This window comes from Achromobacter sp. 1012554356, assembly GCF_059760815.1.
The window spans coordinates 109,705-122,063 of the sequence record NZ_JCBANC010000014.1; the positions used below are offsets into that span (position 1 = coordinate 109,705).

Consider the following 12,359-nt stretch of genomic DNA (forward strand, 5'->3'; position numbering starts at 1 on the left):
TGAGTGAAAGGAATCAACGGCCGTTCCCGCGTCGTGGCGGGGACGGCTGCAGGTTGGTCAGTTCGGGACGCTTCCCTGGACGGTGATGTCCAGGATCACGGCGAAGTCGCTTTGCGTGGCTGCAGTGCGGGGGTTGGCGCCGCGCGACATCTGGTATTCCTCCGACGTCACCACGAGCCGCGTGACGTCGCGCCCGTCCGCGCCGGCCGGCAGCGAACCGACCTCGCAGCAACCGGACGCCACGTCCGAACACGTCACCGATGCCACCGCAGCACCACGCAAGACAAAGAGATTCAGCACCCGCACGGCTCCGCCGACCAAGGTCGATTGCAGCAACGCGTCGCCGCCAAACGCAGCCGGCTCGCAGGGCCGCAATGCCACGGCGACACCCTCGCCTTGCAGCATCACCCCCTCGCCCGCCAGCACGACCGACACGCGGTCAAACCCCGGAAAGCGCGAATACGGCCCGTCGCGTTCGATATCGGCGATGCTCACGCGCCACCGTCCAGCCGGATCGGCCGCCAGCGTGCGCGTGACGCCTCCTCCGTTCTTCCACGGCTCGGGCGGCAACGCGAGCCAGCTGGCGCGCACCGGACCGCGCGAATCAGGAAACTGCGCCAAGGCCGTACTTCCCGGTCAAGAGCGCGCCGCGCTGAAAGCGCCCCAACTCATAAGGCGTAAGCGACACGTCGGTCGCCAGGCCCAGGGCCTCTTGCGCCAGCACGCGGCCCACCGTGGGCGACAGCTTGAAGCCGTGACCCGAGAACCCAAAGCCCACGATCAACCCTTCGACGCCCGGCACGCGGCCCAGCACGGGGTTCCAGTCGGGCGTCACGTCGTAGACGCCGGTCCAGGAAGACGCCAGCCCGGCGGTCTCATACGCGGGGAAGCGGTCCGCCACCTGCGCACCCACCTCGGCCACGTAGTCCAGCGGAATATCACCCTGCTCAGCATCGCTCTTTTGCAGCGCCTCGCCGACAATTCCTTCACTGACCAGCATCTGGTTGCCGCCGTAGCTGCGGCAATACAGCATGCCGGGCGAGGCCAGGTCCTTGAAGACCGGCATCGAATACGTGTAAGGCGCAGCCTCGCACTCCAGCGCCAGCACGGCATGGCGCTCCGGCACGACGGGCATGGCGACGCCCGTCCAGCCGGCAAGCTCCGGCGTCCAGATGTTCTGCGTGCTGATGACGAGCGGCGCGCTGTAGTCGCCTTCGGATGTCACCACGCCCGTCACGCGGCCGTTGTCGATGATCAGGCGCTGGACGTTGACGTTTTCGCGGATGGTGACGCCGCGGCGGCGGGCGCCGCGCGCGAAGCTGGTGGCCACCAGATACGCGTCGGCAAAGCCCGCCTCCGGCTCATAGCCGATCAGCGCGGCGTTGTCGAAGGACGCGATGGGCAGCAGCTCGCGCGCCTGCGTGGCATTCAGCAATTCCAGCGCGATGCCCTGCGCCGCTTGCTGGGCCAGCGCGCCGCGCAGCGGTTCCAGCTTGTCGTCGTCGGCGGCGGTGATCAGGTAGCCGCATTTGACCAGGCCGCACGAGGCCTCTTCGTCGCCCAGATAGCTGGCGAAATTGTTGAACACGCTCCAAGAACGCTGGGCCAGCTCCACGTTCTCGCGCACGGAATAGTGCGTGCGCAGGATGCCGGACGACTGCGACGTAGTGCCCGCGCCGATGGTCTCGCGGTCCAGCACCAGCACGTTCTTCGCGCCGAGTTCGGCCAGGTGAAACGCCACCGAACTGCCGATCACGCCGGCACCAATCACGATCACGTCATAACTTTTCACGACAAGGCTCCAAGGACAAGTGCGGCGAGTGTGGACCCGCCTTTTCGGAGCCGCCGCAATATAAGCGCCGCGAATACTTAATAAAAGCGTTCTGGAAAGGTGCGCCCGCGATCAGGCGGCCGCGCCAACCGCGCCTCGGATCGCCTCGGCGTCCTTGCCCGGCGGCAGGCCGAACATCCGCCGGTACTCGCGGGTGAACTGCTGGGCGCTTTCATAGCCCACCGCAAACGCCGCGCTGCTGGCCGTCGCGCCTTCGGCGGTCATCAGCCGGCGCGCCTCGATCAGGCGCAGCTGCTTCTGGAACTGCAACGGCGACAGCGACGTGGCCGCCCGAAAGTGCTGGTGGAACGACGACGGGCTCATGCCGGCCGCCGCCGCCAGCCGCTCGACCGGCAGCGGCTGCGCAAACTCGGCGCGAAGCACCGCGACCGCGCGTGCAATGCGCTGGGCGGCGCTGCCCGGCCAGCCAAGCTGGCGGATCGCCTGCCCGTGGCGGCCGGTCAGCAGCCAATAGTGCATTTCCCGCACCAGCTGCGCCTGCAGGACCGGCAACGCCGACGGCCGTTCGACCAGGCGCAACAGGCGCAGCGCGGCGTCGGCGACCTCGGCGTCGGTCTGTTCCACCCGGACGGGCGCGCCCGGGTCCACCGGCCCCAGCTTCATTTCCAGGGCCAAGTCGCCAATCACGGCCAGATCCAGGTCCAGTACCAGCGAAAAGTACGGCTCTCCGGGGCTGGCCCGCGTGATCTGGCTGACAGTGGGCACATCGGCCGTGATCAGCAGCGAATCGCCCGCACTGAAGTCGAACGTGTTCGCGCCGAGCGCCACGCGCTTGGCGCCCTGCAGCACCAGGCACGCGAGCGGCCGCGAGATCGCGTAGTCCAGCCCGGTGGGCTGCAACGCACGGATGACGGCCAACCCCGGAATGGGCGTTTGTGCCACGCCCGCCGGGCCGGCGTGGGCTTGCGCGTAACGGCTCGCGGCGGCGCGCAAGGTGTCGTTGAGCAACGTTTCGGTCATGGGGAGGGATCACCAAGGGTTTGCCACCGGGCCATCGTAATGGGTTCCCGCGCGCCGGGACGCTCATTTGGAGGATCAGGCCAACAACGCCCAGGTTCAGGCAAAGGCGATCCGGTGCATCCGCCACAGAATGAACCCTCACCGAATACCACCAAGGAGCCTTTTCATGAGCACGATTTCTCTTGTCACCGGTTCGAGCCGCGGCCTGGGCCGCAGCGCCGCCCTGGCCCTCGCCCGCAGAGGCAACGACGTCGTCATCACCTACCAGAGCCGCGCGGCGCAGGCCGACGAAGTCGTCGCCGAGATCGAGCGGCTGGGCGGCAAGGCCGTGGCGCTGCAGCTGGATGCGGGCAATGTGGCCGCCTTTCCAGACTTCGTCGCGCGGCTGCGGACGGCGCTGGCCCAAATGTGGCAGCGTGACACCTTCGATCACCTGGTCAACAACGCGGGACATGGCGACATGGCGCCGATTGCCGACATGAGCGTGGCAGCGTTCGACAAGCTGATCGACGTGCACTTCAAGGGCGTGTTCTTTCTGACGCAAAGCCTCCTGCCGCTGCTGTCCGACTGCGGCCGCATCGTGAACCTGTCCAGCGGCCTGACGCGCGTGTCGGCGCCGGGCTGGGCCGCGTATGCGGCGGCCAAGGGCGCCGTCGAGGTGCTGACGGTCTACCTGGCCAAGGAACTCGGCCACCGCGGCATCGCCGTCAACGCTGTGGCGCCGGGCGCCATCGAAACGGACTTTCTGGGCGGCGCAGTGCGCGACACGCCCGAATTCAACAAGGCCTTCGCGGACATGACCGCGCTAGGCCGCGTGGGCGTGGCCGACGATATCGGGCCGATGATCGCCAGCCTGCTGTCCGAAGACAACCGATGGGTCAACGCCCAGCGCATCGAGGTGTCCGGCGGACAGGGCATCTGACGCGCGCGGCACCACACCGGGCCGCCTCCTTGCGCGGCCCGAACGGGTCTCCCCTTGTAGAAGTGCGGCTCTTTAAGCGCCGCTGATGTTGACCATCGCCGTTCCTTATATTCATGCCGCCGCCGGGCGATCGGGCGAAAGTCTTGCCTGCCGCACCCCAGAGTGCCGGCGACATGGAATCTATCGGTCAATCTACATTCAAGTAGGGGAAAAATATGAACATGAATCGCCGCGCCATGCTGGTGCGCACCGCTGCACTTGCGGGCGCAAGCGCCCTGGGCTTTCCGATGATCGGCCGCGCCGCAGGCGCGTCCTACACCTATGGCGGCTCGGCCTGGCTGGGCCATTACTCCGCCTACATCGCGATGAAGACGGGCCTCTTTGCCAAGCAGGGTCTGGACATCAAGTGGCAGAGCTTTGCCACATCGTCGGACCGCATGAGCGCGGTGATGGCGGGCAATGTCGACCTGGCGGGCACCGGCGTGGTGTCGTCGCTGGCGCTGATGGCCGCGGGCGCGCGCCAGTTCCAGGTCATTGCCACCCCCAACAACTTCGGCCGCGCCGAAGGCGTGCTGGTGCGCGACAACGTCAAGTCCGTTGCCGACCTGAAGGGCAAGAAGATCGGCGTCACGTACGCCTCCAGCGCCCACGTGCTGCTGCTGGACGTGCTGCGCCAGGCGGGCCTGAACCCCGACCGCGACGTCTCCATCATCAACCTGCCCGCGACCAACCTGCTGTCGGCCTACCAGGGCAGCCAGATCGACGCGGCCGTGGCCTGGACGCCCGCGTTTGACCGCATCAAGGCCGTGCCGGGCACGCATGTGCTGCTGGACGACACCGCGTTCTCGCTTTACAAGCAGTACGCCATCACCCCCGGGCCGGACGTGCTGCTGACGCATGCCAAGCTGGGCAAGGAGAACCCGGACGCCGTGCGCAAGTTCCTGCAGGCGGTGTTCCAGGCCAACGCCATGCTGACGAACCAGCCCGAGGAAGCGGCCGGCGTGCTGCTGGAGCTGACCGGCCTGTCCAAGGACGAGCAGCTTGCCGTCATCAAGCAGACGCAGTGGTATTCCGCCGAAGACCAGAAGGCGCTGATGATCGAACCCGGCAACTTCGTGAACGGCATGCAGAAGCTGGCCGAGATGCTGGTGTCGCTCAAGCAGATCGACCGCGCGCCCACCGTCAAGGACTGGGTCCAGTCCGCGTACCTCTGAGTTCGGGACAGCTGCCTATGTCCACACGTTCGTCATCCCGCGAAACACGCCTGCTCTGGGTCAGCGTGTTCTCGCTGCTGGGTTTTCTGCTGATGTGGGAAGGCCTGTGCCGCGCCGGCGCGGTCGACCCCATCTTCCTGCCCGCGCCGTCCCAGGTCCTGGCGCGCGCGCTATCCCTATCCGACCAGGGCACGCTGTTCTACAACGTGCTTGCGTCCACGCGCCGCGTCATGGTGGGCTTTCTGGCCGCGGTGATCGTGGCGATTCCGCTGGGTATCCTGCTGGGCACGTCGAAGGTGGCGCGCGCCGTCTTCGATCCCATCATCTCGTTCCTGCGTCCCCTGCCGTCCATGAGCTGGATTCCGCTGTCGCTGCTGTGGTTCGGCATCACCGAAACGCAGAAGTACAGCATCGTGTTCATGGGGTCGTTCGTGCCCGCTTTGCTGTACGTGATGGAGGCCTCGCGCAGCATCGACCCGGTGCTGGTGCGCGCCGCGCGCAACCTGGGCGCCAACCGCTGGCAGGTCATGCGAGAGGTGCTGTTTCCGGGCTGTCTGCCGCAGATCCTGTCGGGCATGAAGATCATTCTGGGTCTGTCGTGGACCTGCGTGATCTCGGCCGAGCTGGTGGCGTCCAAGGAAGGCCTGGGCTTCATGATCATGAACGGCAAGGAATTCTTCCAGACCGACACCGTGGTGCTGGGCATGGTGCTGATCAGTTTCACCGTGCTGGTGACCGATCTGTGTTTGCGGCTTCTTGAACGGTGGGTGCTGGCATGGCAGCGATGAACGACACGATGATCCGGCTGACGGACGTCTCCAAGGCCTATGGCGAAGTGCCCGTGCTGGACAAGGTCAACCTGGAGGTCAAGCGCGGGGAATTCCTGGTGCTGCTGGGCGCCTCGGGCTGCGGCAAGTCGACGCTGCTGAACCTTATGGCGGGCTTCATCACGCCCAACACGGGATCGGTGGAAATCAACGGCAAAAAGGTCACCGATGTGACTTCCGCCTGCGGCATGGTGTTCCAGCAGTACGCGCTGTTTCCGTGGCGCACGGTGCAGGAAAACGTCGAGTTCGGCCTGAAGATGCGCGGCATGTCGCGCCAGGAACGCGCCCCGATCGCCCGCAAATTCATCGAGATGGTGGGCCTGAAGCACGCGGCGGACAAGTTCCCGCACGCGCTGTCGGGCGGGATGAAGCAGCGCGTGTCCATCGCGCGCGTGCTGGCCAACGACCCGGACGTGATGCTGTTCGACGAGCCGTTCGCGGCGCTGGACGCCATGACCCGGCAAGTGCTGCAGGACCAGTTGCTGTCGATCTACGAGCAAAGCGGCAAGACCATCGTCTTCATCACGCACTCCATCGACGAGGCCCTGACCCTGTCGACGCGCATGGCCGTCATGGGTTCCAAGCCCGGCCGCATCGTGCAGGACATCCAGAACGACCTGCCGCATCCGCGCAGCGCCGACGTGCAGCTGTCGCCGCGCTTTGTGGAACTGAAACGGGCGATCTGGGAACGCGTGCAGGAGGAAGTGACGCGCAGCATGGAACTGGCCGGGGATTAACGCAAGCGCGCGCTCGGCCTAGATGACGTCGGTGTACAGCGTGACCGTGATGCTGAAAGCGGGAATCCTGTCCCACTCGTCGCTGGGATAGCGCGGCGCTTCCACCCCCATGCCCAGGCCGTATTGCAGGCCGTCCTGTCCGCCGCGCCAGGAATGCGGCGCGGTTTCCCAACCGCAGCAGACGTATAGCAGCGGCGGCAGGCCGAACGCTTCGCTGAGCTGGGCGTGCGCCGCCGCCGCGTGTGCGCCGATCACCTGGTAGCGCGCGATCATGGGTTTGGCCTGCCGGTCATCGTGCAGCTCGCACCCCAGGTACTCGACATGGGCGGGCTTTCGCCCCAACGCCTGCAGAAAGTCCCCGCAGGGCATGCCGGGCGGAGCCACGCCCTGCGCGCGGGCCTCGGCTTCGGCGGATCGGAGGTCCAGGGCGGCGGTGTCCCGCGCCGGGACGTCGGACGGGGCCACCGCAAGGCCCAGCGCCACGGCGGCCAGCAAGGGTGCGAACAGCGGCGCCAATAACGGCGTTCCCCGTGTCCGGCGCTGCGTGACGTTGGGCATGACCCGGCTCATCGGGCTCCCCATGGCGTGGTTTGCTGCGCGGCAACGCCGCCGGATACGTCGCCCGGACGCTGCCACGCACCCGTGCTTCGCCCTTCCTCGGATAGAAACTCCACCAGCGCGGGCAATGACGGATCCATCGGCCGGTTGGCGTGGATGCGCATGACATAGCCCCACGAGCCCGGCATGCGCAGATGCGGGGTCAATGGCACCAGCCGGCCGCTGGCCAGGTCTTCGTCGATCAGCGGCGCGCGGCCCAGCGCGATGCCAACGCCCGCCGCCGCGGCGGCCACCACGGTGCTCAGACCGCTCAGCACCATCGGATCCTGCCAGTCATCCGCCGCCAGACCCAGCCGCGGCCGCCACGTGCGCCAGTCGGTTTCGGGGCTGTCGATGTGCTTTTCTTCCAGCCAGCGGTGGCGCAGGAACACGCGCGGGTCGTTGCGGTCGGCCTCGGCCACCAGCGCCGGGCAGCATACCGGCACCACGGTTTCCGTCATCAGCGGAATGTCGCCAGGCGCGGCAATGTGCGGCCCCATCGCCCGCACGTGCAGGAACGCCAGGTCGATGTCCTGGGTCTTCCAGGCCGGATCCTGGCTGGCGTGCAGGTACACCTGGATGTCGATGTCCGGATGCAGTTCGATAAAGCGGCCGATGCGCGGCGCCAGCCATAGGGCGGCCAGCGACGGGTTGGCGGACACATTCAGCGTGTAGCGCCGCTTGCCGCGGGCGCTGGCCCGCACGTTGCGGCAGGCGGTCTCCAGTAGGATCAAGGCCTGTTGTACGGAAGCCAGCAACGCGGCGCCCGCTTCCGTGGTCTCGGCGCGCCGCACGGTGCCGCCCCGGCGCAGGAGCGGCGCGCCCAGATCCGCCTCCAGCGCCCGCAATTGATGGCTGACGGCGCTTTTCGTGACGTTCAGTTCGGCGGCCGCGCGGCTCAGGCTGCCCAGGCGGGCCACGGCTTCGAAGGCGCGCAAGGCGGCCAGCGGCGGCGTGCGGGTAGAGGAATCGGACATCGGTTGAGTTTATCTCAACCCTTGATTGAAAATTCATCGCTTTCGCGCGCGCGCCGGATCGGGGACGATGCAGGCTCTGGATGGAGTAATGCTATGTATTTCGATTCGAGGCTGTGGCACCTGACCGCGGGTCTGCGCGCCGGCATGGCGGGCGGCATTTTCCTGGGCCTGTTGGCCCTGGCGGCCGGGATTGCGCGGTATGTGTTTCTGGGCCAGTTGCTCGCGCGCGTGTTCGACGGGGCGCCGTGGCAGCAATGGGCGACGCCGGCGCTGTGCGTGGCCGCCATGGTGCTGCTGCGGGCGTTGCTGGACGACTGGCGCACGGTGCAGGCCAATCGCACGTCCGCCGCCATCCAGCACACCCTGCGCGCGCGGCTGTACGACCGCATCGTCGCGCTGGGGCCGGCCTGGTTTGCCAGCCAGCGCACGGGCGGCGTCATGCTGACCGTGGTGGACGGCGTCGAGCAGTTGCAGACCTTCTTTGGACAATACCTGCCGCAGGTCGCCATCGCCGCGGCCGCGCCCTTTGCGATCTTTGCCGTCATCGCGTTCTGGGACGTGCCGACCGCCCTCGTCTTCCTGGCCGCCGCTCTCTTCGCGCTATTCGGGCCGATGGCCGTACACATGCTGGACCGCCGTGCCAGCCTGGCGCGCAGCCGGTCGCTCAATGAATTTGGCGAAGAGTTCCTGGACGCCGTGCAGGGCCTGCCCACGCTCAAGTCGTATGGCCAGGGCAAGGCCTGGGGCGAACGGCTGGCCGCCCGCGCGCGCAGCCTGTCCGACAACACGTTCTGGGTGCTGTCCGTCAGCCTGCTGACGCGCGGCATCAGCGACCTGGGGGTGGCGCTGGGCGCCGCGCTGGCGCTGACGCTGGGTGCCTGGCGCGTGACCACGGGCGACATGAGCGTCGAGGCGCTCTTGATCGTCCTGATGGCGGGCACCGAGATCTTCCGCCCGCTGCGCGACCTGCGCGCGGTGCTGCACCGGGGCATGCTGGGCCAGTCGGCCGCCGCCAGCATCCACGCGCTGATGGACGCGCAGCCGCTGACGCCCGCCCCCGACACCCGCGCCGCGCAAGCGGGCCCTGCGCGCCTGGCGCCCACCATCGAATTTGACGACGTCGCGTTCTCGTACACACCCGAACGCGCCGCCCACCGGGGCCTGGCGTTCCGCATCGCGGCGGGCGAACGGGTCGGCGTCGTCGGCCCCAGCGGCGCCGGCAAATCCACCATCGTGCGGCTGCTGCTGCGCGAATGCGTGCCGCAATCGGGCGCGGTCCGCGTGGGCGGGCACGACGTCAACGCGCTGGACCCCCAGTTTCTCTTGTCGCACATCGCGCTGGTCAGCCAGGACATCACGCTGTTTCACGGCACCATCGACGACAACCTGCGCCTGGGCCGGCCCGACGCGACGCCCGACGAAGTCCGCGCCGCCGCCCGCGCCGCGAACATCGACGACTTCATCATGGCGCTGCCCGACGGCTACGCCACGCGCATTGGCGAGCGCGGCCTGCAATTGTCGGGCGGCCAGCGCCAGCGCGTGGCGATCGCCCGCGCCCTGCTGCGCGACGCGCCCATCCTGATCCTTGACGAGGCGCTGTCGTCGGTGGACACCGAGAACGAGGCGCTGATCCAGCAGGCGCTGGACCGCCTCATGGCCGGCCGCACGACGCTGATCCTGGCGCACCGGCTGGCCAGCGTGATCGGCGCCGACCGCATCCTGGTGCTGGACCAAGGCCGCGTAGCCGAAGCCGGACCGCATGCCGACCTGATGCGCAAGCAAGGGCTGTACTACCGCCTGATGCACGAACAGGCGGCCGCGCACCGCAACCCGGCCGCCGGCTCGCCCCCCGCGGCGCAGCAGGCCTCGGGCAATACGCCCGCTGAACCCGACGACGGCAACGCCCCCGGCCCTGCCTTGCGGCCGCTCGATGCCGATGCCGACCAGGTCGGCTGGCGCGCCACGTTGGGCACCCTGCTGTCGGTAGTGCGGCCGTGGCGCGGCACGCTCATCGCGACCATTCTGCTGGGCGTGGCGCGTGTCGCCGCCTTCATCGGCGTGGGCGTGTTCAGCGCCCTGATCGTGGCCGCCATTCGCGATGGCGGCGACACCACCGCGCTGATCGTCGGCCTGCTGATCGCCGCACCGCTGGCCGCCCTTTTCCATTGGCTGGAATCGTGGCTGGCGCATGCGATGGCCTATCAGCTCCTCGCAGACATGCGCGTCAAGCTCTACGACAAGCTCGAACGGCTGGCGCCCGCGTACCTGCTGCAACGCCGCTCGGGCGATCTGGTTGCGCTGGCCACGCAGGACGTGGAGATGGTCGAGTATTTCTACGCGCACACCATTGCGCCGGCCATCGTGTCCGTGCTGGTGCCGCTGTCCGTGCTGGGTTTTCTCGCGTTCTACAGCTGGCCGGTGGCGCTGGCGCTGCTGCCGTTCCTGGCCTATGCGCTGGTCTCCCCCGTGCGAGGCCGGCGCCGCGTCGACGCCCTGGGCGACAAGGCGCGCGAGGCGCTGGGCGAAATGAGCGCCCACACCACCGACACCATCCAGGGCCTGGCCGACCTGACCGCCTTCCAGGCGACGGGCCGGCGCCGCGATCAGTTCCTGAAGGTGGCCGATCACTATCGCGCGCGGCGTCTTGCCATCCTGCGCGACCTGTCTCGTCAGACCGCGTGGTTTGAAATCGCGATGGGTCTGGGCGGACTTGCCGTGGCCGTCGTGGGCGCGCTGCAGGTGCAGGCCGGTGCGCTGCCGGCCGGCATGCTGCCGTTGCTGGTGCTGATCGCGCTGGCGACGTTCCTGCCCGTATCCGAGATCTCGCAGGTCAGCCGGCAACTGGCCGACACCATTGCCGCCACGCGCCGACTGCACGTGGTGGCCAACGAACCCGAACCGGTCGTTGACGGTCCCCTGCCCGCGCCGGTGGCGCCGCACGGCCTGTCGCTCACCTTCGAGCGCGTCAGCTTCGCCTACCCCGGCAAGCGCCAGGACACGCTGCGCCACCTTAGCTTCACGGCGCCCGCCGGCGCCACGGTGGCCATTGTCGGCGCCTCGGGCGCGGGCAAGAGCACCGTCGCCAGCCTGTTGCTCCGCTTCTGGGATCCGCGCGAGGGCGCGGTCAAGCTGGACGGCGTAGACGTTCGCCAGCTCCAGCTCGACGGCCTGCGCGAGCGCGTCGCGCTGGTCACGCAGGACACCTATCTGTTCAACGACACGCTCGAAGGCAACATCCGCCTTGCGCGCCCCGAGGCCAGCCGCGAAGACCTGATGCGCGCGCTGGAGCAGGCGGCGCTGGCCGACTTCGTGCAGCGTCTGCCCGAAGGGCTCGCCACACGTGTGGGCGAACGCGGCATGCAGTTGTCGGGCGGCCAGCGCCAGCGCATCTCGATTGCGCGCGCCTTCTTGAAGAACGCGCCGGTGCTGATCCTGGACGAAGCCACCTCACATCTGGACACGCTGTCGGAAATGCAGGTGCGCGGCGCGCTGGACGTGCTGATGCGCCACCGCACGACGCTCGTGATTGCGCACCGCCTGTCCACGATTCGCGATGCCGACCTGATCCTGGTGCTGGACCGCGGCACGCTGGCCGAGTCCGGCACGCATGACCAGTTGCTACGCAAGCAAGGGGTGTATGCGCGGCTGGCAAGCCATCAGGGCGGCTACGCGGCTGCTGGCGCGGCGTCGCTGCCCGGTTAGCGCGGCCTCGCCGCATCCGCCGCGTTGAAAAAAACCGACATCGCATTCCGTCCCCACGCGCGGCCCGTTGATTCGCCTACATCACTTCGATAGAATCGGCAATTCGGGCCTCTCGCCCATTCCTTTTTTCCCCTCACCCACCGACAGGGAGGCCGCATGATGTACCCCATGCCCAACGCCGTCCCGCGCGTGTCCCCGCGACGCCATTAAGTCGTCGCCCGCGCGGCCCCATCGCCAGTTCCTTACCTGGCGACCGGTCCGCCGTGCCCATCTGAACCCCTAACGCAGTTGCCCGCGCCCTTTTCGGCGCACGGCGTGTTTTCCCTCTTTCCTTTCAAGGAACCTGGCGAGCCCTATCCCGCCAGGCCATGGCAATGGCTAGAAAAAAAATCGACTTTCGAGGACAGGCCTTCAAGGATGTCCTGGGCTTTACCTTCCGCTATTGGGGCCGGCAACCGCTGCGCATCGTGGTGATCGTGGCGCTGGCGCTGCTGTCTGCCGTGGCCGACGTGCTGACCCCGATGTACGCCGGCCGCCTGGTCGACGCGGTGGCGTCGGGCGCGGCCGGGGG

The 12,359-nt window shown here is 68.0% G+C and carries 10 protein-coding genes and 1 pseudogene; 6 read left to right on the forward strand and 5 right to left on the reverse strand.

Features of this window, described 5'->3' with window-relative positions:
- Positions 1–57: 57 nt before the first annotated feature.
- From AC6LJW_RS09690 to AC6LJW_RS09700, 3 genes are all read right to left on the reverse strand, one after another.
- Positions 58–621 (reverse strand): HutD/Ves family protein, encoded by a 564-nt coding sequence (locus AC6LJW_RS09690; RefSeq protein ID WP_498087131.1) that lies wholly within the window; start codon positions 619–621, stop codon positions 58–60.
- Positions 605–1,792, reverse strand: a complete 1,188-nt coding sequence (locus AC6LJW_RS09695; protein WP_498087133.1) for an NAD(P)/FAD-dependent oxidoreductase — start codon at positions 1,790–1,792, stop codon at positions 605–607. The genes AC6LJW_RS09690 and AC6LJW_RS09695 overlap by 17 nt, the downstream gene beginning before the upstream one ends.
- 111 nt (positions 1,793–1,903) lie before the next feature.
- Positions 1,904–2,812 (reverse strand): AraC family transcriptional regulator, encoded by a 909-nt coding sequence (locus AC6LJW_RS09700; RefSeq protein WP_498087135.1) that lies wholly within the window; start codon positions 2,810–2,812, stop codon positions 1,904–1,906.
- A gap of 166 nt (positions 2,813–2,978) precedes the next feature.
- Between AC6LJW_RS09700 and AC6LJW_RS09705 the strand changes: the two genes are divergently transcribed.
- The 4 genes from AC6LJW_RS09705 (at position 2,979) to AC6LJW_RS09720 (ending at position 6,512) form a co-directional block, all read left to right on the forward strand.
- Entirely contained in the window at positions 2,979–3,734 is a 756-nt protein-coding gene (locus AC6LJW_RS09705; RefSeq protein WP_498087137.1) for an SDR family oxidoreductase, read from the forward strand.
- A 215-nt stretch (positions 3,735–3,949) separates the two neighbouring features.
- Positions 3,950–4,948 carry an aliphatic sulfonate ABC transporter substrate-binding protein gene (locus AC6LJW_RS09710; protein ID WP_313702226.1) on the forward strand — a complete coding sequence of 333 codons (999 nt, stop codon included), beginning with the start codon at positions 3,950–3,952 and terminating at the stop codon, positions 4,946–4,948.
- Positions 4,949–4,965: 17 nt separating this feature from the next.
- Positions 4,966–5,736 (forward strand): ABC transporter permease, encoded by a 771-nt coding sequence (locus AC6LJW_RS09715; RefSeq protein WP_056569942.1) that lies wholly within the window; start codon positions 4,966–4,968, stop codon positions 5,734–5,736.
- Entirely contained in the window at positions 5,724–6,512 is a 789-nt protein-coding gene (locus AC6LJW_RS09720) for an ABC transporter ATP-binding protein (RefSeq protein ID WP_498087139.1), read from the forward strand. The genes AC6LJW_RS09715 and AC6LJW_RS09720 overlap by 13 nt, the downstream gene beginning before the upstream one ends.
- 18 nt (positions 6,513–6,530) lie before the next feature.
- Here AC6LJW_RS09720 and AC6LJW_RS09725 read toward each other — a convergent pair whose 3' ends face one another.
- The gene (locus AC6LJW_RS09725; protein WP_498087141.1) at positions 6,531–7,070 is read right to left on the reverse strand and encodes a DUF4952 domain-containing protein; all 540 of its coding nucleotides are present in this window, start codon (positions 7,068–7,070) and stop codon (positions 6,531–6,533) included.
- A gap of 8 nt (positions 7,071–7,078) precedes the next feature.
- Complete coding sequence (locus AC6LJW_RS09730; RefSeq protein ID WP_498087143.1) at positions 7,079–8,086, reverse strand: LysR substrate-binding domain-containing protein; 1,008 nt, start codon at positions 8,084–8,086, stop codon at positions 7,079–7,081.
- 93 nt (positions 8,087–8,179) lie between these two features.
- Here AC6LJW_RS09730 and cydC point away from each other — a divergent pair, with 93 nt between their 5' ends.
- Complete coding sequence (gene cydC, locus AC6LJW_RS09735; protein WP_498087144.1) at positions 8,180–11,788, forward strand: thiol reductant ABC exporter subunit CydC; 3,609 nt, start codon at positions 8,180–8,182, stop codon at positions 11,786–11,788.
- 374 nt (positions 11,789–12,162) lie between these two features.
- Positions 12,163–12,359: pseudogene (locus tag AC6LJW_RS09740) on the forward strand (ABC transporter ATP-binding protein); the annotation flags it as partial.

What these genes read in the sequence shown, in the direction of transcription:
- AC6LJW_RS09700 (WP_498087135.1), bottom strand. Translation starts at nt 2,812, where the DNA reads ATGACCGAAACGTTGCTCAACGACACCTTGCGCGCCGCCGCGAGCCGT.
- AC6LJW_RS09705 (WP_498087137.1), top strand. Translation starts at nt 2,979, where the DNA reads ATGAGCACGATTTCTCTTGTCACCGGTTCGAGCCGCGGCCTGGGCCGC.
- AC6LJW_RS09710 (WP_313702226.1), top strand. Translation starts at nt 3,950, where the DNA reads ATGAACATGAATCGCCGCGCCATGCTGGTGCGCACCGCTGCACTTGCG.
- AC6LJW_RS09715 (WP_056569942.1), top strand. Translation starts at nt 4,966, where the DNA reads ATGTCCACACGTTCGTCATCCCGCGAAACACGCCTGCTCTGGGTCAGC.
- AC6LJW_RS09720 (WP_498087139.1), top strand. Translation starts at nt 5,724, where the DNA reads ATGGCAGCGATGAACGACACGATGATCCGGCTGACGGACGTCTCCAAG.
- AC6LJW_RS09725 (WP_498087141.1), bottom strand. Translation starts at nt 7,070, where the DNA reads ATGCCCAACGTCACGCAGCGCCGGACACGGGGAACGCCGTTATTGGCG.
- AC6LJW_RS09730 (WP_498087143.1), bottom strand. Translation starts at nt 8,086, where the DNA reads ATGTCCGATTCCTCTACCCGCACGCCGCCGCTGGCCGCCTTGCGCGCC.
- cydC (WP_498087144.1), top strand. Translation starts at nt 8,180, where the DNA reads ATGTATTTCGATTCGAGGCTGTGGCACCTGACCGCGGGTCTGCGCGCC.